We start from the raw sequence: 20,038 nt of genomic DNA, 5'->3' as shown, positions 1-20,038 counted from the left end.
GCCGCCGACGCCCCGCCGGTTATCCACAGTGCGACCGGGGCGCTCGGCGCCGTACGGTCAGCTGTCGTCGTCGGGCTTGTCGGCCTCGCGCTGGAATTCGGCGATCGCCTGGTCGATGGCCGAATCGACGTCGCTGGAACCGCCGAGGATCCGGTCGATGAACGCTGCCGGATTGTCCAGATCGGCGGCCTCGGGCAGCAGATCGGGATGCTGCCAGACCTTGTCGCGCGCGTCCGGCCCGACCGCCGCCGTCAGCCGCTCCCACAGCGCGGCGGCCTCGCGCAGCTTGCGTGGCCGCAGCTCCAGACCGACCAGGGTGGCGAAGGTCTGCTCGGCGGGGCCCCCGGTGGCCCGACGCCGGCGAAGCATCTCCGAGAGGGCCGCGGTGCCCGGAATCCGGTCTCCGAGTGCCGCATCGACCACCGTCTGCACCCAGCCCTCGATGAGCGCCAGCAGGGTCTCCAGGCGCTCCAGCGCGGCGAGCTGCTCAGGGGTCGACTGGGGCTCGAACACGCCCTGGTTGAGCAGTTCGTTCATGGCGGCCGGATCGGTCATCGCCGACGGGTCGAAGCCCTGGGCCAGTTCCTCGATGCCCCGGATGTCGATCTTCATGCCCCGGGCGTAGGCCTCGACGGCGCTGAGCAATTGGTGCGACAGCCACGGCACGTGGCTGAACAGCCGGTGGTGGGCGGCCTCGCGGGCGGCCAGGAAGGTGACGACCTCACTGCGCGGCTGCTCCAGGCCGCCGGCCAGTTCCTCGATCGCCCCGGGCAGCAGGGCGGCCACGCCGCTGGGCCCCAGCGGCAGACCGATGTCGGTGGAGGTCAGCACCTCCCCGGACAACCGTCCCAGCGCCTGACCCAGCTGGGAGCCGAACGCCAACCCGCCCATCTGCGACATCACAGACAGCAGCGGGCCGGCCATACTCTTGGCCTCCTCCGGCAGCGCTGAGGCCCACACCGACGAAACCTGTTCGGCCATCGGGTCGCACAGTCGCTGCCAGGTGGAGATGGTGTTCTCCACCCAGTCCACCGGCGTCCAGGCCACCCCACGGGTGGTGCCGGCCGGCAACGGGGTGGCACCGTCGAGCCATGTTTCGGCCAGGCGCACCGCATTGCCGATGGCCGTCGCGGTGGACGCGCTGACCGGGGACACCGCGCCGATCGATTTGATCGCGACCTGACGTGCCAGGTCGTAGTTCACCGGCCCCGCCGGGCGGCCGTCGGCGCTCACCCGGCCGGCGCCGCTGAACATCTGTCCGAGCTGGGTGAAAACCTGGCCCAGATCGGCCATATTGAAGCCGGCGCCCATGCCGAACGGGTCGGTGGGCCCAGAGCCTCGCTCGCGGTCGGGGTCGTCCCCGGATGAGAAACCGAAGGGCAGATCAGCCATAGACACAACCGTACCCACCGGCACCGTCGCGTGGTACGACACACGGCCCGCGGCGATCGGGCCGTCCGCGCCGGCGCCGGGGCCGTTTACCATACCCGGGGTGAACAGGCGGATTCTCACGCTGTTGGCGGCTGTGCTGCCGGTGGTCACGTTCGGCGTACTGCTGACGGCGGTGACCGTGCCGTTCGTGTCGCTGGGGCCGGGGCCCACCTTCGACACGCTCGGCACCATCGACGGCAAGCAGGTGGTGGCCATCGAGGGGACCACCACCCACCCGACGACCGGTCACCTGAACATGACCACGGTCTCGCAGCGCGACGGGCTGACCCTGGGGGAGGCGCTGGCCCTGTGGCTGTCCGGGCGGGAGCAACTCATGCCTCGTGACCTGGTCTATCCGCCCGGCAAGTCCCGCGAGGAAGTGGACGAGAGCAACACCGCCGACTTCCGGGCCTCCGAACAGAGCGCCGAATACGCCGCCCTGGGCTACCTCCGGTATCCGTCGGCGGTCACCCTCGCCGACGTCCACGATCCGGGACCGTCCGCCGGGGCCCTGCAGCGCGGCGACGCCGTGGACGCGGTCAACGGCAAACCGGTCTACACCGTGGAGCAGTTCACCGCGCGGCTGGCCGAAACCAAGCCGGGTGAGACGGTGGCCATCGACTACCGGCGCAAGAACGCCGCGCCCGGCACTGCGCGGATTACGCTCGGAGAGAACAAGGACCGGCCCAACGGCTTTTTGGGTGTCTCGGTCCTCGACGCGCCCTGGGCGCCGTTCAGCATCGACTTCAACCTCGCCAACATCGGCGGGCCCTCGGCGGGGCTGATGTTCTCGCTGGCCGTGGTGGACAAGCTGACCACCGGCAACCTGGCCGGATCGAACTTCGTCGCCGGCACCGGGGTCATCAAATCCAACGGTCAGGTGGAGTCGATCGGCGGGATCGCCCACAAGATGACGGCCGCCCGCGAGGCCGGCGCGACGATGTTTTTGGTACCCGCCGACAACTGCTACGAGGCGCGGGCCGACAACAAGGGCCTGCAACTGATCAAGGTCGACAGCCTCGCCCAGGCGGTGGGCGCACTGCGCACCGTCACCGAGGGAGGTCAGCCGCCCTCTTGCTGATCCCGGAGTTGGCTACAGTGGGGCCGTCAGGGACAACTGAGCTAGGGAGCGTGGCACGTGGGGATGCGGCCCACCGCGAGGATGCCGAAATTGACCGCGCGCAGCCGGATCATGGTTGGCAGCGCGTTCGTCGTGATCGCGCTGCTGTTGGTGGGGCCGCGGCTGATCGACGGCTATGTCGACTGGCTGTGGTTCGGCGAGCTGGGCTACCGCTCAGTGTTCGTCACGACCTTGCTGACCCGGCTGATCACGTTCGTCGTGGTGACGTTGCTGGTCGGCGGGATCGTCTTCGCCGCGATGGCCACGGCCTTCCGGGCCCGGCCGGTCTTTGTTCCCAGCAACGGTGTCAACGACCCGGTGGCCCGCTACCGGACCACGGTGCTCTCGCGGCTGCGGCTGTTCGGGTTCGGGATTCCGGCCGCGATCGGTGTGCTGGCCGGGATCGTGGCGCAGAGCTACTGGGTGCGCATCCAGCTGTTCCTGCGGGGCGGTGACTTCGGGATCACCGATCCGCAGTTCGGCAAGGACATGGGCTTCTACGCCTTCGACCTGCCGTTCTACCGGCTGGTGGTGGGGCTGGCGCTGGCGACGCTGTGCCTGGCCACCATCGCGAATCTGACGACCCACTACATCTTCGGCGGCATCCGGCTGTCCGGGCGCGCCGGTGCCCTGAGCCGTCCGGCGCGCATTCAGGTGGTCAGCCTGATCGGCACCCTGGTGCTGCTCAAGGCCGCCGCCTATTGGCTGGATCGCTACGAGCTGCTCAGCCACACCCGCACGGGCAAACCTTTCACCGGGGCCGGCTACACCGACATCAATGCGGTGTTGCCCGCCAAGATGATCCTGCTGGCGATCGCCCTGATCTGCGCGGTCGCGGTGTTCTCCGCGATCGTGCTGCGCGACCTGCAGATCCCGGCGATCGGTCTGGTGCTGCTGCTGCTGTCGTCGGTCGTGGTCGGCGCGGGCTGGCCGCTGATCGTCGAACAGTTCAGCGTCAAGCCCAACGCGGCGCAGAAGGAAAGCGAATACATCTCCCGCTCCATCACCGCCACCCGGCAGGCCTACGGGCTGACCGAGGATGTGGTGACCTACCGGGACTACCGCGGCGACGCGCGAGCGACGGCGGCGCAGGTGGGCGCCGACGCGGCGACCACGTCCAATATCCGGCTGCTGGACCCGACCATCGTCAGCCCCGCATTCACCCAGTTTCAGCAGGGCAAGAACTTCTACTTCTTCCCCGACCAGCTGACCATCGACCGGTATCGCGACAATGACGGCCAGCTGCGTGACTACGTGGTGGCCGCCCGCGAGCTCAACCCGGGCCGGCTGATCGACAACCAGCGCGACTGGATCAACCGGCACACCGTGTACACCCACGGCAACGGCTTCATCGCCTCGCCGGCCAACACCGTGCGCGGGATCGCCAACGACCCCAACCAGAACGGTGGATACCCGGAGTTCCTGGTCAACGTGGTCGGCGCCAACGGCGGGGTGGTCTCCAACGGTCCGGCCCGGCTCGAGCAGCCGCGCATCTACTACGGCCCGGTGATCGCCGACACCGTCTCCGACTACGCGATCGTGGGGCGCAACGGTCCCGACCGCGAGTACGACTACGAAACCAACACCGAGACCAAGAACTACACCTACACCGGCACCGGCGGGGTACCGATCGGAAACTGGCTGGGCCGCAGCGTGTTCGCCGCGAAGTTCGCCGAACGCAACTTCTTGTTCTCCTCGGTGATCGGCGCCGACAGCAAGATCTTGTTCAACCGTGACCCGGCAAAACGGGTGCAGGCGGTGGCGCCGTGGCTGACCACCGACTCCACGGTGTATCCCGCGATCGTCAACAAGCGGCTGGTGTGGATCATCGATGGCTACACCACGCTGGACAACTACCCGTACTCCGAGCTCACGTCGTTGTCCTCGGCGACCATGGACTCCAAAGACGTCGAGTTCAATCGTCTGTTGCCCGACCGGCGGGTGTCCTACATCCGAAACTCGGTGAAGGCCACCGTCGACGCCTACGACGGAACCGTCAGCCTCTACGCCCAGGACGAGCAGGATCCGGTGCTGCAGGCCTGGATGAAGGTCTTCCCCGGGACGGTCAAGCCCAAGGCGGACATCTCGCCTGAGCTCGCCGAGCATCTGCGCTACCCCGAGGACCTGTTCAAGGTGCAGCGCATGCTGCTGGCGAAGTACCACGTCAACGATCCGGTGACCTTCTTCTCCACGTCGGACTTCTGGGATGTCCCGCTGGACCCCAACCCGACGGCCAGCAGTTTCCAGCCGCCGTACTACATCGTGGCGAAAAACCTTGTGAAGGAAGACGGTTCGGCTTCCTACCAGCTGACCAGCGCGATGAACCGGTTCAAGCGCGACTACTTGGCCGCCTACATCAGCGCCAGTTCGGATCCCGACACCTACGGCAAGATCACCGTGCTCACCATTCCCGGGCAGGTCAACGGTCCCAAGCTGGCCAACAACGCGATCACCACCGACACCACGGTCAGCCAGGACCTGGGTGTGATCGGGCGTGACAACCAGAACCGCATCCGATGGGGCAATCTGCTGACCCTGCCGGTCGCGCAGGGCGGCCTGCTCTACGTCGAACCGGTCTATGCCTCGCCGGGCACCAGCGACGCCGCGTCGTCGTACCCACGCCTCATCCGGGTGGCGATGATGTACAACGACAAGATCGGTTACGGGCCAACGGTCTCCGATGCGCTCACCGGGCTGTTCGGGCCCGGCGCCAGCGCGGCGGCCACCGACATCGCCCCCACCGAAAGCGGCGGTGCTGCGCAGGGCACGGCACCGGCACCTCCGGCGCCTGCCGCGGCGGTACCGACGCCGCCGTCCGCCGAGGCCGGCTTGTCCCCGGCCAAGGCCGCCGCGCTGCGCGAGATCGACGCAGCCATCGCGGCGGTGCGCGACACCCAGCGCCGCGGCGACTTCGCGGGCTACGGCGCGGCGCTGCAGCGCCTCGACGACGCCATGGCCAAGTTCAACAACGCCAAGTAGGGGCCGCGGCACTCAGCGCGGGTCTGCGCCAAGCGGTGTCCTGCCGCCGCGTGCAGCGGCGGCGCCCAGCGCGGCGCGTGCCTTGGCGTTCCAGTGGTGCCGGGGCGTCATCGGCGACAGCCGGCTCAACGTGACGAACTGCCGCAACGACCACCGGTCCGCGGCAGTCACGTTGACACCGGTGAGTTCTCGGGCGCGGGGATGCTGCAGGGCACGGATCGCCGGCTGGGGGACCGCGCGCATCCACCAATCGGTGGGCGCGAAGATCTGCTCGCGGAACGGCTCGAAGTGTGCCCCGGCCACCAGGTGCGCCGAGCAGTAGTCCTCGAAGTAGTCGACGAATTCCAGCCAGGTCGCCGGCAGCGGCCGCGTCGAAATGCCGTATCGGCGATACCAGTCGCAGCACTGCCGATAGAGCTGCTCGTGTTCCTCGGCGTCGAGGGGACGAATGAAGGTGTTGGCCATGAACACCAGCGATTCGACGTAGGCGGCGTGCTGAAAATGAAACAGGTCGGGATTCAGCGCGTGGTACTTGCGTCCCAAATCGTCGACGCCCTTGACATGTTCGTGGGCATAGCGCATCTGGGGACGCAGGTCGAGATCGGAATACGCGTAGTTGACCGCCTGGGTGAACGTGCGCTTCTTGTGTAGCCAGATGCGCCGGGGCGTCAAGGCGTGCTCGCTGATGCCGGCGGCGATGCCGGGATGCAGCAGCAGCAGGCACACCGCCCTCGGGAGTACGAAAAGGTAGCGCCGGTCGGCCACGAGGTGCCACAGCATGCTGTCGGGCCCCAGGGTGTCGTCGTGGTCGGCCGGCATGGTCACAGTGCCGCCCTGTGGCGGCAGCGCAGCGAATCGTCGCGCTCGATGGTCGATACCGGAGCCTTCATCCGGACAGCCTCCTTCGTCGCCGGGTGCAGTTGCGTTGTGGGTCACTGTAGACGGCTGATGTTGGCGACAAGTCCACTGCCACGGCGCTCCGGGACGCGGCATGGCTAGCGGGGTCAGGCCGCCATCGACGGCGCCAACGCGCCTTAGGCCAGGCGATTTGGCCCCAGGCCACTCGTTCGGTAGCCTCATAGATACCGACGCGGGGTGGAGCAGCTCGGTAGCTCGCTGGGCTCATAACCCAGAGGTCGCAGGTTCGAATCCTGTCCCCGCTACTATGCGATGTCGCAAGGCATCGGAATGACCGCGGACCTGGCTTAGGTCCGCGGTTTTTCCGTTTCGGGCCTTTCGGCTTCCGGGGATTCGCGGTCCCCGGCGCCAGTGGAGTCGTGCAGGACCGCATCGGGATCGTGGCGAACCGGCCTCTCTCCGCAGCGCTGCTCGCCGGCCTAGCAGCAGTGCGGCGCTGGCGACGGCGTGGCGCAAGGCAGGCTGCAGAAGCATGAGGAGCGGATGTCGTCGTCAGCCCGGGCCAGGGCGATGTCGCGTTGCGGCCTGATGGCGCGGGCCTGGTCGTGTCTGCCCAGTAGCTCATAGCATCGGTGCAGCCCCACCAGCGCCCACACGTTGTTGGGATGCCGGTTGGCTCGGATCACATCGTCGTTGAGGCCGAGATCGGCTTCGTAGGCGCGGGTCGCCTCTTCGACGTGGCCCTGCTCGAGCAGCAGCGCGCCCAGCGCGTGCCGGCTGGGCATCATCCATCCCCACGGCTCGTCGTAGGGCAGTAGATCTTCGAGTCGCACCGCCTCGCGCAGGTGGCTGAAGGCGGTATCGAACTCGCCTCGGTGGTAGGCGATCTCGCCGGCCAACAGTTCGCGGGCGACGCCGAGTATGTCGACGCAGCGCACATTGTGCAGATGCCGGCTCTCGGGAACCGTGGCCGCGGTCCGTTCGAAGAGGCGCTGCGCGGCCGCCGCGTCATCGTGTTGTTTGAGTGCGGCGTGGGCGACACCCTTGCCGTAGTAGTTCATTGCCGCGGTCATGCAGAACAGTGCCGGATTGTCGGGCAGCGGTGCGGCGATCAGGTCGTGCCAGCGCCCGAAGCGGACGAGCGCATGGGTGCCGATGGACTTGTAGCCTTCGAGCCAGTCCGCCATCGGCGGGCTTTCGATCTCCACCAGTTCGTCGGGGATGGTCTCGTGCATGTCGCGCACCGCGTCCATCGCGGGACCGAACCGGCCGAGAAACATCGCACCGTACAGCTTGAAGTGGTAGTTGTGCACGCGGTAGTTCGAGTAGAAGTTCTGTGCGCCCGCATAACGCCAGTACTTGACGTCTTTCTCAATACCGGTGTCGTTCCAATCGACGACATCCTGGTAGTGCCCGCACAGGATATCGATGTGGGTGGGCATGTGCGCCAGATGTCCCGCATCGGGTACCAGGCGGCGCAATTCGTCAGCAACGCGCAGGGCGGCCTCGGGCGTGGCGGACATTTCCATGAGGTGGATGTACAGGTGCCACAAACCCGGATGGGCAGCCTCACCCCGCGTGCGGCGCCGGGTGATTGCGGTCTCCAGCACCTCTCGGCACTCCAGGGTGTGTGACCCTGCGGTGGGCTCACCGGTACGCAGATCCCACATGTTCCACGGGTTGAGGTTCATCAACGCTTCCGCGAAGAACGTTGCGATGTCGGGGTCGTCGCCGAATCGCGTATAGACCTGCCGCATCGCGTGCGCGTACTGCTCATTCCACCCCTGCAGATCCCCCGAGGGACGCTGCGCCTGATAGCGGAACTGAAGGGCCTCGATCAATGCCTGGTCAGCGGGTGACGCATCCGCGGCGTGGGTCAGCGCCTGGGCGCTCGCCCGCCGTGCGAGCGCGAGCGCCTCCAGGGTCTCGCGCTCGTCGAACAGCTCCCAGGGCTTGTTGTAGTTGGGTCCGGCCGCGTACGCGACGCCCCACCACGCCATGGCGCAGCCGGGGTCGTGGCGCAGCGCCTCTTGGAAGCACGTAGTGGCCTCTTCGTGGTTGAATCCGAATAACCAGTTCAGGCCCCGGTCGAACCAGAGTTGACTCTCGGCGGCGGACGAAGTGGTGGCGCGACTGTAGCTGCCGAGGTCGAAACCATACCTGCTCAACGTGTCTGCTCCTCGTTCATGGCTCATCGCAAGGCCTGATTCCACCAAATGACGGTCGGTCACGTCACCGTGGGGGACCGTGAGCGCTCAGGAGGGCAGCAGGACGGGATCGTCAGTGGTGGACAGCTCCTTCCAGGCGACGAGCACGGCTTCGAGTTGTTCGGGGGAGTGCCGTCCGAGGCCGCACTCGGTGGACAGCCCGAACCGGGGCAGGAATTCGGCAGCGATAGCCGCCCGCCGCCGAGCACCGGCGGCGCCGTCATCGGCGTTGAGCAGGCCGAGATAGAACTCCGTTTCAGGTTCCAGGGCCAGCCCTGCGAGCGGCTGCCAGTGGGCGCGTTTGGTCCAAGTGACCACGGTGGCGGCCTGAATCGCGTTGATAGGGCGCGCGATGTGACGAGCCAGGCCGTTGGACAACGCGACGATCGCGGACGTATCACGCGGCAGGATGTGTCGGCCGCCGCGCGCGGCGGCCTCTTCGGTCGGCGGCTCGCCCATAAACGGTGACGCGCCGAACTTCGAGTCTCCGTAGCACAGGTGAAACGTCAGGTCGACGTCGTCAGCGACCCAGGCCGCCAGCCGTGCGGTAGCCGCGAAGATCGATTCGTGGTCAGGGTAGGGATTGGGGAACCACCCTTCGATGGTGGCCAGCTCGGTGGGCAGGTCCCACTGGATGGCCAGGTCGGCGGCCGGGATCGCTTCCTGGATCGCGTCGACGCTGCGCCGCAGTGCAGATTCGTAGGCCAGGGCCACTTCGACCTGTGATTCGAAGTGGACGAACGAGTTCACCGCGTTGAACGGGGTGGCGATCGACACCAGGAACCTACTGTCGGGCGCAAGGACACCGGAGTCGCGGGCGGTGCGAAAGTCGCGGTAGGACGCAAGCGCCGGCGAGTGGTAGTCGACGTGGCCGAAGGAGACCGCCGTTGCCGGCCGGACTCTGGCGCGGTTGTCGGAAACGTCCAGGGTGGTGTTGGACAGGAAATGGGCCGAATGGTTGAGCACCCAATTCGCGCGGTCGCCGGGCTCACCGTCGGGGACACGGCGCACGCCGGGCTGCAGGCGTTCGCCGACGAGGTGGAACGCGGCCTGGGTCGTGGGGACGTTGATACTGCCGGTCAGATAGAAGCTGGTCACCAGCGCTCCTTCGGATTGTCTTGTCACAGGAGCAGGCCCAGCCGAGGCGGAAGAATTCCGTCGAGGGTATGCCGTCCCAGGTGGACGTATTTCCATCGCGCGGGGTCGTGCAGGGTGTGCACGCGCAGGTTGCGCCAGTGCCGGTCGAGCGCGAATTTGGTGTCGGTTGCCGATGCTCCGGCGAGTTCGAAGATTCCGTTGGCGATCTCGACGGAGTACTCCTGAGCGAGCGCCTTTGCGGCAGCCACCTGAAGAGAGGCGGCCGCCGCTGCCGGGCGAGTCAATACCGGTGCCGCCAGCGCGTCGTCGACCAGGCGCGAGCCGTGGGCCAACAAAGCTTCCAGGGCGTACAGCTTGGCTGTCAGCTCGCCGAATCGGCGGACGACGTGTGGTTCGTCGGCGGCGCGCTCGACCTGCGCCTCGAACCAGGGCCTGCTGCGCGATGCGACGAATCGCGCACCGTCTTCGAGGGCGGCGCGAGCGGCGCCGACATCAATGGCCGTGTGCAGCGCCTGGTCGAATGCCCCCAACACCGACGGGTCCGCCGTGATGGGGTCGGGGTCGGGTCCTTCGTCGATGACGAGATCATCGGCGACGTGCACCTTGTCCAGAACAACTTCCCCGCTGGCCGTGCCGCGCTGCCCGAAGGCTGACCACGCATCCAGGCTCAACGTGACGCCCGGGTCGTCGGGGCGAACGAAGACGGTCGCACCGTGGTCGGTTCCACTGATACGTGCGGCCACTGCGATCCACGTCGCGCCGAGTGATCCGGTGGCGTAGAACTTGGTGCCCTCGAGCACCCAACCACCGTCGGAATGGCGGGTCACGGTGGTCTTGCGTTCCACGCTGGTGCGGGTGCCGCGCTCGACGCTGGCGTTACCGAGTTGGGCGCCGTTGAGGACGTCTCGATAAATCCTCGGGGCGGGTTCACGCGACGCGAGACCGCTGAGAGCGGCGGTCAGGACGTAATGCGACAGCAGTAACTGGCCGACTGAGGCGTCGGCTTGCGCGAGAACGCGCAGCACCTCGACGGCGGTGGAGCGCGGCAGATCCGGTCCGCCGAAGCTTGCGGGCACCAGAATGCCCAGCAGGCCCGAGTTGCTGATCTGCCTGAGTGCTTCGGTCGGCAGGGTGCCGTCGATCTCACGCTGGACGGCGCCCACGGCAACTGACGCTGCGATGGTGGCCGCGGTGTCCAAAACGTCCTCGACCGACCGCAGAACGGGTACGGCGGTGTCGCTGATGGGCATCGCTGATGACTCCTGATGGTGTAGTTCGAGCCTGTCGGAGGAGAAACCTAGGAAAGCGGGGCGGAGTTGAACAGTCGGTTCAAGCGACGCTGGAAGCGTGTGCAGCAACACTGCACACGGCGCTTTCCGCGGTTGCCGCCCCGGCAGCGGCGATGAAACCGATCACGGCCGCCAGAACGCTGGCCGGCGCCGGGGGAGAGGTGGTGGCGATGGCGACCGTGCGCGCGGGACGATGTCCAGAAACCCTTCGCACGGCGACGTCGGGGCGCGACCCCAACGCGGCCAGCGACGGTACCAGGGATACGCCGAGCCCAGCAGCGACGAGGCCTTGCACGGTTGCGTATTCTTCCGCGCGGTAACTGACCGTCGGCTCGAATCCAGCACGCTGGCAAGCACTCCGGAAAACGCGGGTGTCTGGACACTGACCCGTCTGGGTGCTCACCACCCAGTTGTCGCGGGCGAGTTCTGCCAGCGCTACTTCGGCCCGCCCCGCGAGGCGGTGTCCGAGTGGCAGAACAACGAAGAACTCGTCGTTGTACACCCCCATGGTGCTGATGCCCGGAAATTCGGGTCGCTCGCCCGGGACTTCGGTGACCATTGCGGCGTCGGCGTCTCCGCTGCGCAACATTTCGACTCCGTCGTCGGGGTCTACGGCCACCAACTCCACCCCCACCCCGGGCAGCGCGCGGCGGACCTGGGCGATCGCGGGCGGAAGGATTACCGCGGCGGCGCTGGCGAACGACGCAATGCGCACCACACCGGGTCTCGCAGCGGTGATCGATGCGAGGTCGCGTTCGGCGGCGGCAACCGCACCCATGATCGCCGGAGCATGCTCGAGCAGCTTGCGTCCCGCCAGTGTCAGGCGCGCACCCGAGGGGCCGCGCACCAGCAGTGAGCAGCACACATCGCGTTCCAGAGCAGTGACCTGCTGCGACACCGCCGAAGTGGTGTAATTCAGCGCGACGGCTGCCGCGCTCAACGATCCGGCACGCGCGATTTCCTGCAGCACCACCAGCCTGCGCACGTCGAACATCCCGGGAAGGCTAGGGCAGGAGTCTCGTCGTCGATAGGTTTGCGATCACGGCGACGCCAATGCTCAGTAGCTCGAAGCGCCGGAGAGCGGCGGGGTGATTCCGTGATGAAGTTCGGCGACGTCGGGATGCGCTCGGGTGCGGGACTTCCAGGCATTCTCGCCGTAGGTATTGAAGATGGGATTGTCAGGATCGGCCTCGACACCGCGGGCCAGTCTGGCCAGTTCCGGCGGCAAGGTGATCACGGGGATCGTGGCGTCCAGGGCAGGGTTGAGGAAGTACGGGATGGACACCCGGTCGGTGCCGGGCTTTGGTGACAGCACCCGGTGCTGGGTGGCCCGCAGATAACCACCGGTGGCGACCTCGAGAAGTTCGCCGATGTTGACGATGAAGGCACCCGGGAGTGGCGGTACGTCGACCCATTCACCGGTGGTGAGCTCCACCTGCAATCCGTCGGATTCAGGCTCTACCAGCAGCAGCGTCAGCACCCCCGAATCCTTGTGCGCGCCAACTCCCTGTTCGCCGTCGGCGCGGCCGGGGTAGCGCACGACCTTGATCAGGGTCGCCGGCAGAACGAACGCGGCGTCGAACAGGTCTTCGGTTGCCCCCAGCGACACAGCCCACTGCCTGAGCAGCCGCAAGCCGACCGCCGACAGCTGGCGGTCCCACTGCTCGAACGCCTCCCGGAACCCGGCCGGTTGATCGGGCCACAGGTTGGTGCCCTGCAAGCGCCAGTAGCCCTGCGCCTCGGGCACCACGGGTCGCTCTGGACCGATGTCGATCTGCTCGCGCCAGTCGACCAGGCCGTTCGTCAGCTCACCGCCCAGCCGTGAGTAGCCGCGGAACTGCGGACTTTGCAACTGACTGATTCGGTTCTTCTCGGGTACCGGCAGGGCGAAGAACGTCCTGGCCAAGGCCAGGGTGTTCGTGATCTGAGCGGCCGGGACACCGTGTCCGGTCAGGTAGAAGAAACCGAACGTGTGTGCCGCCTCCCGCAACGCAACGCGGAAACGCTCCGGGTCGGTCTCAGTGTCAGACAGGTCGAGCACGGGCAACATGTCATCGACACTGCACCATCGCGAACGTCACGCCAAACCGCGTCAACGAGTCCTTCACAGGTGTGAAGAACTGCCACACAGCCTCGGCGTCGAGGACCCACCAGCGCTCGCCGCCTATCGTGAACAGACCAAATCGATGAGCGGTCGACGTGGGGGATCTTCAATGCCGGACGAGCCGCAGATGCCGGTGCCAGGCGGGGCGCCGCATGCGCCATTGCGGCGCCAGCTGGGTGTCTTCGACGCGGTGCTGATCGGCCTGGGCTCCATGGTGGGGGCGGGAATCTTTGTGGCGATGGCGCCGGCCGCTCAGGCGGCGGGCGGGGCGCTGCTGTTCGGATTGGCCATCGCGGCGGTGATCGCCTACTGCAATGCGACCTCGTCGGCCCGGCTGGCGGCGCTGTACCCGGCCTCCGGGGGCACCTACGTGTACGGCCGGGAGCGGCTGGGCCCCTTCTGGGGATACCTGGCCGGCTGGGGTTTCGTGGTCGGCAAGACGGCCTCGTGTGCGGCGATGGCGCTGACGGTGGGGGTTTATGCGTGGCCGGCGCATCCGCATGCGGTCGCGGCGGCCACGGTGGTCGCGCTGACCGCGGTGAACCTGGCCGGTGTGCAGAAATCGGCGTGGCTGACCCGGGCGATCGTGGCCGTGGTGCTGGCCGTGCTGGCCGCGGTGATCGTGACCGCGTTCGTCGGTACTCCCGCTTCGCTCCCGGTCACACCGGTGCCCTCGGCCCGCCTGGGCGGGGTGCTGCAGGCGGCGGGGCTGCTGTTCTTCGCGTTCGCCGGCTATGCGCGCATCGCCACGCTGGGTGAGGAGGTTCGCGATCCGGCCCGCACCATTCCCCGCGCTATCCCGATCGCTCTGGGGGTGGCCCTGGTGTTCTACGCGCTGACAGCGGTAGCTGCGTTGAATGTCCTTGGCCCGCAGCGCCTTGCCGAATCACCGGCGCCGCTGGGGCAGATCGTCGTCGACGCCGGGGCGCCGTGGCTGGCTCCGGCGGTACGCGTGGCGGCGGTGGTTGCGGCGACGGGATCACTGCTCGCGCTGATCTTGGGGGTGTCGCGGACCACGCTGGCAATGGCCCGGGACCGGTATCTGCCGACTGGGCTGGCGGCGGTGCATCCGCGGTTCGGGGTACCCCATCACGCCGAGCTGGCGGTGGGGGTTGTGGTCGCGGTGGTGGCCGCCACCGCCGATCTTCGGGAAGCGATCGGGTTCTCGTCGTTCGCGGTTCTGGTCTACTACGCGCTGGCGAACGCTTCCGCCTTGACCTTGTCGGCCCGCGAAGGCCGTCCGCCGCGGCTGATTCCGCTCGTCGGGCTGGCCGGGTGCCTCATCGTCGCGTGCGCCATGCCGCGGGTCTCGGTTCTGGCCGGGCTGGCGGTCTTCGCCGTCGGGATCGCCGTCTACGGCGTGCGCCGGTATGCCGCGGCGGCAAGGCGCCGTTGAAGCGTCAGATCACCAACGGGGCAATCAGCGTCATCGCTCCCAACACGGTGAAACCGATGAAGAACGCCACCAGGGTGAAACCCATGACCTGGCGGACATGCAGCTTGGCGATCGCCAGCAACGGCAGCAGCCAGAACGGCTGGATCATGTTCGTCACGCCCTCGCCAACGGCGACGGCCATGGAGACCAGCCCCAGATAACCGGGGGAGTGCTGGCCGATCGCCAGCGCGGAGTCGACGGCGATCGGCCCCTGCACCGCCCAGTGGCCGCCACCGGACGGCACGAACAGGCTGATGATCACCGACCCGACGAAGGTGAGAAACGGCAACGTGTACACGCTCGCGCCGTTCACCAGGGTTTGGGCCAGCAGGGTCTGCAGTGGCTTGGCGCCCTCGGCGCCCTGATAGGCCAACAGCCCGACCAGACCGCCGTACAGCGGATATTGCAGCAGGAGGGGCCCGGAGACCTTCGCCGCACCGGTGAACGCCCGGATGAATCGGATCGGAGTGCGGTGCAGTAGGGCGCTGGTGACGGTGAACAGCATGATCATCGAGGAGACATTGAGCACAAAGCCGCTGGCGGCGAAATAGGTGATGCCCGCGGCGAAGAGCACGACGTTGAGCACCCACAGGTTCTCCAGCCATTCGGCGAACGTCCGGTTGCCCGCACTGTCGACGGCACCCTGGTCGTCGAACACCGCGGGGTCGGGAGCAAGGCTTTCGGAGGGCTCCATGCGCCATAGCGCGACCGCGAGCACGGCCAGTACCACGATCGCCGACAGCCAGCTGTACGGCTGGAAGATGGTCTGGCTCAACGGCACGGTGAATCCGGCGATCTTGTGGATCACGTTGATGGGGCTGCCGGGATCGGTGTTGGCCAGCGCGATCGATGAGGACAGGCCTTGGGTCCAGACGATGAACCCGGTGAACGCCGCGGCGACCAGGTAGCCGAAATGCGAATCGGGGAAGCGGCGTGCGACCTGGCGGGCGATCAGCGCGCCGGAGACCAGGCCCAGGCCCCAGTTCAGCAGGGACAGAACGGCGCTGACCGCAAAGCAGAGCAAGGCCGCCTGGGTTTGGGTGCGTGGCTTTTCCGCGATGCTCGCGATGGCCCGCTTCAGCACGGGCGCTTCGGCCAGCGTGTAGCCCGTCACCAGGATCAGCACCATCTGGAAGGCGAAGGTGAAGATGTTGTCCGGTCCCCACACGCCCGCGTACCAGGCCTGCAGCATGCCGCTGCCCGAGGCGCCATCGACCAGCGTCGCGACCAGTCCCGCGACGATGAGCGTAAGTATCACCGCGAACAGATACGGGTCGGGCATGAGGCGCTCCACATAGCGGACACTGAGCCCGGTGAGCGACTGCATGACGCTGTGCCGCCGTGCCGGTGCGGTCATCGCGCCAACCTCTCGTCTGAACTGCGCGCGCAGCGGTCTAGTGGCGCGTTGTGCCACGATAGATGCCGCAATGGCTCGGGCCGGTGTTTCAGCGCATTGTGGCGTGCAGGGCGTCGGTCATCGCGTCGATGGCGGCTTCGCGCTCCAGCGGCCAGCCGTCGACCAGCCACAGATGCATGAACGAATCGACCATGGTGTACATCATGGCGATGGCCAGCCGCAGCTTGGCCTCGGTGGCGCCGGGCATGACGCCGGCCTCGGTCCACTCGACGACGTTGGCCTCCATCGTCTCTCGATGCGCCGCGGCGAATTCCGGGTCGGCCGCCCGCGCCTGATGCAGGGCCATGTAGAGCTGCGGCGTCCGGGTGTAGAAGTCGACCAGCTTCTCGAAGAACGCCCTGATCGACGGCCGGCCGGACGCGCCACCGCGCGGGGCGTCCTGCTGGGCCCAGACGGTCATCGCGGTGCTGCGCAGCTCGCGCAGCACCGCGGCTTTGGAGTCGAAATGGAGATAGAACGTCGCCCGGCCGATGCCGGCACGGCGCACGATGTCGTCGATGGTGACCGCGACGTAGCCGCGCTCGGCGAAGGCCTCCAGTGCGGCGGCCATGATGTGGTCGCGGGTCATGATGCGCTGCCGGTCGCGCATCGTCAATTTCGCAGCGGCCGGGGCGGTTCCGGCGGCCGGCGCCGGCCCGGTCATTGCAGGATCACCCCGTCGAGCCGGCCCGAGCAGCGCCAGGCGTGCAACATCGCGAAGAAGTCGACGGGCTTGCCGCCGAAGTTGGTCGAGAGCATGCCGTGCGGATTCTCCCGATCGCCCTCGGAGCTCAGGTAGCTCGGCGTGCACTCGGCGTAGAAGGCCTTGGGCTTTTCCGACGCTTCGTCCATGGCGGCCAGCCACTGGTCCTCGGCGGCCTTGGTGGCATCGATGGTGCGTGCGCCCCGCTGTACGAATGTGCTGACCAGGTAGGCGAAGTGGCGGGCGCGTTCTTCGGCGGTGTGGGTGTAGTTGGGCGAGACCCCGGACTGGGTGTAGCCGAGGAAGAAGCAATTGGGAAAGCCGTGGGCCTGCAGGCCGTGCAGGGTCCGCATGCCTTTGGCCCAGGCGTCGCTGAGCCGTACGTCGTTGCGGCCGATGATCTCGAAGCCCAGCCGTCGGGTGAATTCGGTGCCCACCTCGAAGCCGGTCGCGAAGACCAGTGCGTCGACCTCGTACTCGGCCCCGTCGACTACGACGGCGGTCTCGGTGAAGCGCTCGACGCCGCGCCCGTCGGTGTCGACCAGCCTGACGTTGTCCCGGTTGAAGGTGTCGAGGTACTGGTCGTGGTAACCGGGGCGCTTGCAGTTCAGCCGATACCAGGGTTTGAGCGCCTCGGCGGTCTTGCGGTCGCGCACGGTTTGGTCGATCCGCGCGCGCAACCGCTCCATCGCGAGGTAATCGGCGTGGAACAGAAAGTCGGCGATCTCGGTGGCCGTCATCTCACGGCCCAGCCGCTGGGTCTCGCGCACTACGGCGGCCTCGCTCAGTTCGAGTGCCTTGTGTGTCCAGCCGTCGTCGGTGAGGTCGAGTTCCATCTCCACTCCGCAGGTGACGCGGGTGAAGTTCTCCATGCGTTCGCGTTGCCAGCCCGGCTTGAGGCTGGCCGCCCATTGGGGGTCGGTGGGGCGGTTGCCGCGCACCGACACCGTGCTCGGGGTGCGCTGGAACACGTAGAGCTGTTGCGCCCACTCACCAAGGTGCGGGATGCACTGCAGTCCCGTCGACCCGGTACCGATGACGCCGACCCGTTTGTCGGTGAGCTTGGTAAGCCCGCCGGATTCGTCGCCGCCGGTGTAGCCGAAGTCCCACCGGCTGGTGTGGAAGGTGTGACCGCGGAATTCGTTGATGCCCGGGATACCCGGAAGCTTCGGCCGGGTCAGCGAGCCGGGCGATACGGCGACCAGGGTGGCGGTGAAGGTGTCGCCGCGATCGGTGGTGATCTGCCATCGCGTGGCGGCTTCGTCCCAGTGCAGGCCGGTGACCGTGGTGCCCAGCAGCGCGTTGTCGTAGAGCCGATAGTGCCGGGCGATGTTCTGCAGGTGCTCGCGGATCTCCGGGCCGTGCGCGTAGCGCTCGGTGGGGACGTAGTTCAGCTCTTCGAGCAGTGGCAGATAGATGTAGGACTCGACGTCGCACTGCACACCGGGGTAGCGGTTCCAGTACCAGGTGCCGCCGACGTCGCCGGCGGTGTCGATCAACCGGATGTCCTCGATGCCCGACTCCCGCAGTCGCGCGGCCGCGACCAGGCTGCCCAGGCCGGCGCCGATGATCGCCACCTGGACGTGGTCGTGCACCGGGGCCCGCTCGGCACGCTCGGTCCACGGGTCGTCGGCGTAGTGGGAGAAATCCGCGGTGACCTCGATGAACTGGTCCACGGCGTCGGGTCGCAGCCGCTTGTCGCGTTCGAGCGCGTACTTGGCGCGGACCCATTCGGGATCGTAGTGCGCCGGCTGGGGTCCCAGGCGATCAGCCGTCGAGGCCATCGTGTCGCGCTCCTCCCGCCGCAGGGGGCTTAGCTGGACATTGTGTCTAGCGAATGGACTGTCTGACATCTTGGCAGACGAACTGTCTGAAGTGTGCGGATCTGACTTTCGGCGCCCCGCTACCCCCCGTACAGTCGTCGCCGGGGAGGTCACCATGCCGTTCGAAGCGCACCTGGACCGGCGCAAAATCGCCGTGCTGCTCGCCATCGCCGTCACGCTCGTCCTGGCCGGCGTGCACCTGGCCGGGGGATTCGGTCCGGTCGGCCCCATCCGGGGCTGGTCGCCGCAGGCGCTGCGCATCGTCGGGTGGTGCGCGATCGTGTTCTTCGGCCTCGGCGCGGCGGTGCTCGTGGCGCGGCTGGTGCAGTCGGGTGTGGAGGTCCGCATCGACGCCGACGGTGTCTACCGGCGGCGCAACGGCAACCGGGTGATCCCCTGGAGCGCGATCGAGCGGGTCAGGACCGTGGACGCCGGCCGGGTGCAACTGGCGTGCCTCTACCTCAACGACGCGGCCGCGGCCGGCGGCCGCAGCAGGCCGGGAGCGGCGTCATTCGGCGACGTGACGCTCTCGCTGCAGGGCACCGACAAGACGGTGGGCGAGATGCGGGCCGCCTTCGACTACTTCGCGCCCGGCCGGCGTGAAGACGCCAGGAACAACTAGTCGCGCATCCGCAGCACGACCTTGCCGGCCGCGGTGCGATTCTCCAGAGCGGCCAACGCCTCAGCTGCTTGATCGAGGCCGAACACGTGGGGCTGCGGCGGCGCCACCTGGCCCGATGCCAGCAGCAGCTTCAGGGTCTCCCACTGTCGCTCCAGCTCGCCCGGATGGGACGTCACCCAGGCACCCCAGCCGACCCCGACCACGTCGATGTTGTTGAGCAGGAGCCGGTTGACCTTGACCGTCGGGATGTCGCCGCCGGTGAAACCGACCACCAGCAACCGGCCGGCGGGAGCCAGGGACCGCAGCGAGTCGGTGACCCGGTCGCCGCCGACAGGGTCGAGCACCAGGTCCACGCCGCGCCCCCTGGTCAGCTCGGCGACCGCCTCGCGGAACCCCTCGGCGAGCACGGTGTCCGTGGCCCCGGCAGCCCGGGCCACCTCGGCTTTGGCCTCGGTGGACACGACGGCGATCACCCGTGAGGCGCCGAGCGGTCCGGCCAGCCGCAGCGCGGAGGTGCCGATGCCACCGGCGGCGCCGTGCACCAGCACGGTGCTGCCCTCAGTCAGATGACCGCGGGTGGTCAGCGCGAACAGCACCGTCAGGTCGTTGAACAGCAGTCCGGCGCCGGCCTCCAAGGACACCGAGTCCGGCAGCGCGAACACCTGTGCGGCGGGCACCGCGATCACCTGCGCCATTCCGCCGTTGAGCATGGTCAGCACCGCCACCCGGTCGCCGGGGCGCACATGCGCGCCGGCCGGGGCGCTGCGCACCACGCCGGCGGCCTCGCCACCGGGCACGAACGGCAGCTCCGGTTTGTGCTGGTAGAGCCCACGGGACTGCAACACGTCGGGAAACGCCACCCCGGCCGCGTGCACGTCGATGACGACCAGGTCCTCACCGGCCGGTTCGTCCAGCTCGACCACCTGGGCCGCAGCCGGCCCATCGAGTTGGGAAATCTGTACCGCGCGCATCG

At 67.7% G+C, this 20,038-nt stretch carries 15 protein-coding genes and 1 tRNA gene; 5 read left to right on the top strand and 11 right to left on the bottom strand.

The genetic code is table 11. The features are described from left to right. Window positions 1-57: 57 nt before the first annotated feature. A complete protein-coding gene (locus tag AWC02_RS13740) occupies window positions 58-1,392 on the bottom strand; it encodes a zinc-dependent metalloprotease (RefSeq protein ID WP_085129356.1) in 1,335 nt (444 codons plus the stop codon). Window positions 1,393-1,492: 100 nt separating this feature from the next. Here AWC02_RS13740 and AWC02_RS13735 point away from each other — a divergent pair, with 100 nt between their 5' ends. After that, entirely contained in the window at window positions 1,493-2,512 is a 1,020-nt protein-coding gene (locus AWC02_RS13735) for a YlbL family protein (RefSeq protein ID WP_085129315.1), read from the top strand. A gap of 57 nt (window positions 2,513-2,569) precedes the next feature. Then, window positions 2,570-5,530, top strand: a complete 2,961-nt coding sequence (locus AWC02_RS13730) for a UPF0182 family protein (RefSeq protein ID WP_085129314.1) — start codon at window positions 2,570-2,572, stop codon at window positions 5,528-5,530. 12 nt (window positions 5,531-5,542) lie between these two features. Here the strand turns inward: AWC02_RS13730 and AWC02_RS13725 are convergent, their stop codons facing one another. Beyond that, complete coding sequence (locus AWC02_RS13725) at window positions 5,543-6,349, bottom strand: oxygenase MpaB family protein (protein WP_237160468.1); 807 nt, start codon at window positions 6,347-6,349, stop codon at window positions 5,543-5,545. Between the two features lie 270 nt (window positions 6,350-6,619). Between AWC02_RS13725 and AWC02_RS13720 the strand changes: the two genes are divergently transcribed. Beyond that, a tRNA-Met gene (locus tag AWC02_RS13720) sits at window positions 6,620-6,693 on the top strand. A gap of 174 nt (window positions 6,694-6,867) precedes the next feature. Here the strand turns inward: AWC02_RS13720 and AWC02_RS13715 are convergent. From AWC02_RS13715 to AWC02_RS13695, 5 genes are all read right to left on the bottom strand, one after another. Beyond that, the gene (locus AWC02_RS13715; RefSeq protein ID WP_109561010.1) at window positions 6,868-8,556 is read right to left on the bottom strand and encodes a tetratricopeptide repeat protein; all 1,689 of its coding nucleotides are present in this window, start codon (window positions 8,554-8,556) and stop codon (window positions 6,868-6,870) included. Window positions 8,557-8,643: 87 nt separating this feature from the next. Beyond that, a complete protein-coding gene (locus tag AWC02_RS13710) occupies window positions 8,644-9,693 on the bottom strand; it encodes a hypothetical protein (RefSeq protein ID WP_085129312.1) in 1,050 nt (349 codons plus the stop codon). A 23-nt stretch (window positions 9,694-9,716) separates the two neighbouring features. Beyond that, a complete protein-coding gene (locus tag AWC02_RS13705; protein WP_085129311.1) occupies window positions 9,717-10,943 on the bottom strand; it encodes an acyl-CoA dehydrogenase family protein in 1,227 nt (408 codons plus the stop codon). A gap of 79 nt (window positions 10,944-11,022) precedes the next feature. After that, complete coding sequence (locus tag AWC02_RS13700) at window positions 11,023-11,976, bottom strand: LysR family transcriptional regulator (RefSeq protein ID WP_085129310.1); 954 nt, start codon at window positions 11,974-11,976, stop codon at window positions 11,023-11,025. Window positions 11,977-12,039: 63 nt separating this feature from the next. Continuing rightward, window positions 12,040-13,032 (bottom strand): isopenicillin N synthase family dioxygenase, encoded by a 993-nt coding sequence (locus AWC02_RS13695; RefSeq protein ID WP_085129309.1) that lies wholly within the window; start codon window positions 13,030-13,032, stop codon window positions 12,040-12,042. 181 nt (window positions 13,033-13,213) lie between these two features. On the opposite strand from AWC02_RS13695, the gene AWC02_RS13690 reads away from it, so the two are divergent. Continuing rightward, window positions 13,214-14,482: an APC family permease gene (locus AWC02_RS13690; protein WP_085129354.1), complete on the top strand. Its 1,269-nt coding sequence runs from the start codon at window positions 13,214-13,216 to the stop codon at window positions 14,480-14,482. Window positions 14,483-14,486: 4 nt separating this feature from the next. Here the strand turns inward: AWC02_RS13690 and AWC02_RS13685 are convergent, their stop codons facing one another. The 3 genes from AWC02_RS13685 to AWC02_RS13675 all read right to left on the bottom strand — a co-directional run bounded on the left by AWC02_RS13685 (window position 14,487) and on the right by AWC02_RS13675 (window position 18,404). Continuing rightward, window positions 14,487-15,878 carry a TIGR00366 family protein gene (locus AWC02_RS13685; RefSeq protein WP_085129308.1) on the bottom strand — a complete coding sequence of 464 codons (1,392 nt, stop codon included), beginning with the start codon at window positions 15,876-15,878 and terminating at the stop codon, window positions 14,487-14,489. An 88-nt stretch (window positions 15,879-15,966) separates the two neighbouring features. Beyond that, window positions 15,967-16,581 (bottom strand): TetR/AcrR family transcriptional regulator, encoded by a 615-nt coding sequence (locus AWC02_RS13680; RefSeq protein WP_085129307.1) that lies wholly within the window; start codon window positions 16,579-16,581, stop codon window positions 15,967-15,969. Beyond that, window positions 16,578-18,404, bottom strand: a complete 1,827-nt coding sequence (locus AWC02_RS13675; RefSeq protein ID WP_085129306.1) for a flavin-containing monooxygenase — start codon at window positions 18,402-18,404, stop codon at window positions 16,578-16,580. Before AWC02_RS13675 ends, AWC02_RS13680 begins: the two co-directional genes overlap by 4 nt. Before the next feature lie 154 nt (window positions 18,405-18,558). On the opposite strand from AWC02_RS13675, the gene AWC02_RS13670 reads away from it, so the two are divergent. After that, window positions 18,559-19,065, top strand: coding sequence for an STM3941 family protein (locus AWC02_RS13670; protein WP_085129305.1), 507 nt, complete (start codon window positions 18,559-18,561; stop codon window positions 19,063-19,065). Here AWC02_RS13670 and AWC02_RS13665 read toward each other — a convergent pair. After that, window positions 19,062-20,036 carry an NADPH:quinone oxidoreductase family protein gene (locus AWC02_RS13665; RefSeq protein ID WP_085129304.1) on the bottom strand — a complete coding sequence of 325 codons (975 nt, stop codon included), beginning with the start codon at window positions 20,034-20,036 and terminating at the stop codon, window positions 19,062-19,064. The two genes, AWC02_RS13670 and AWC02_RS13665, sit on opposite strands and share 4 nt — an antisense overlap. Window positions 20,037-20,038 lie beyond the last annotated feature (2 nt).

The sequence above is a fragment of the Mycolicibacter engbaekii genome (assembly GCF_002101585.1).
GTDB classification, from domain to species: Bacteria; Actinomycetota; Actinomycetes; order Mycobacteriales; family Mycobacteriaceae; genus Mycobacterium; species Mycobacterium engbaekii.
This window is presented reverse-complemented; position numbering and strand designations above follow the sequence as displayed.

Bases quoted from the DNA above. Each gene is read 5' to 3' on its own strand.
- AWC02_RS13725 (WP_237160468.1), bottom strand. From the start codon at position 6,349: ATGCCGGCCGACCACGACGACACCCTGGGGCCCGACAGCATGCTGTGG.
- AWC02_RS13685 (WP_085129308.1), bottom strand. From the start codon at position 15,878: ATGACCGCACCGGCACGGCGGCACAGCGTCATGCAGTCGCTCACCGGG.
- AWC02_RS13680 (WP_085129307.1), bottom strand. From the start codon at position 16,581: ATGACCGGGCCGGCGCCGGCCGCCGGAACCGCCCCGGCCGCTGCGAAA.
- AWC02_RS13690 (WP_085129354.1), top strand. From the start codon at position 13,214: ATGCCGGTGCCAGGCGGGGCGCCGCATGCGCCATTGCGGCGCCAGCTG.
- AWC02_RS13675 (WP_085129306.1), bottom strand. From the start codon at position 18,404: ATGGCCTCGACGGCTGATCGCCTGGGACCCCAGCCGGCGCACTACGAT.
- AWC02_RS13695 (WP_085129309.1), bottom strand. From the start codon at position 13,032: ATGTTGCCCGTGCTCGACCTGTCTGACACTGAGACCGACCCGGAGCGT.
- AWC02_RS13705 (WP_085129311.1), bottom strand. From the start codon at position 10,943: ATGCCCATCAGCGACACCGCCGTACCCGTTCTGCGGTCGGTCGAGGAC.
- AWC02_RS13740 (WP_085129356.1), bottom strand. From the start codon at position 1,392: ATGGCTGATCTGCCCTTCGGTTTCTCATCCGGGGACGACCCCGACCGC.
- AWC02_RS13665 (WP_085129304.1), bottom strand. From the start codon at position 20,036: ATGCGCGCGGTACAGATTTCCCAACTCGATGGGCCGGCTGCGGCCCAG.
- AWC02_RS13670 (WP_085129305.1), top strand. From the start codon at position 18,559: ATGCCGTTCGAAGCGCACCTGGACCGGCGCAAAATCGCCGTGCTGCTC.
- AWC02_RS13700 (WP_085129310.1), bottom strand. From the start codon at position 11,976: ATGTTCGACGTGCGCAGGCTGGTGGTGCTGCAGGAAATCGCGCGTGCC.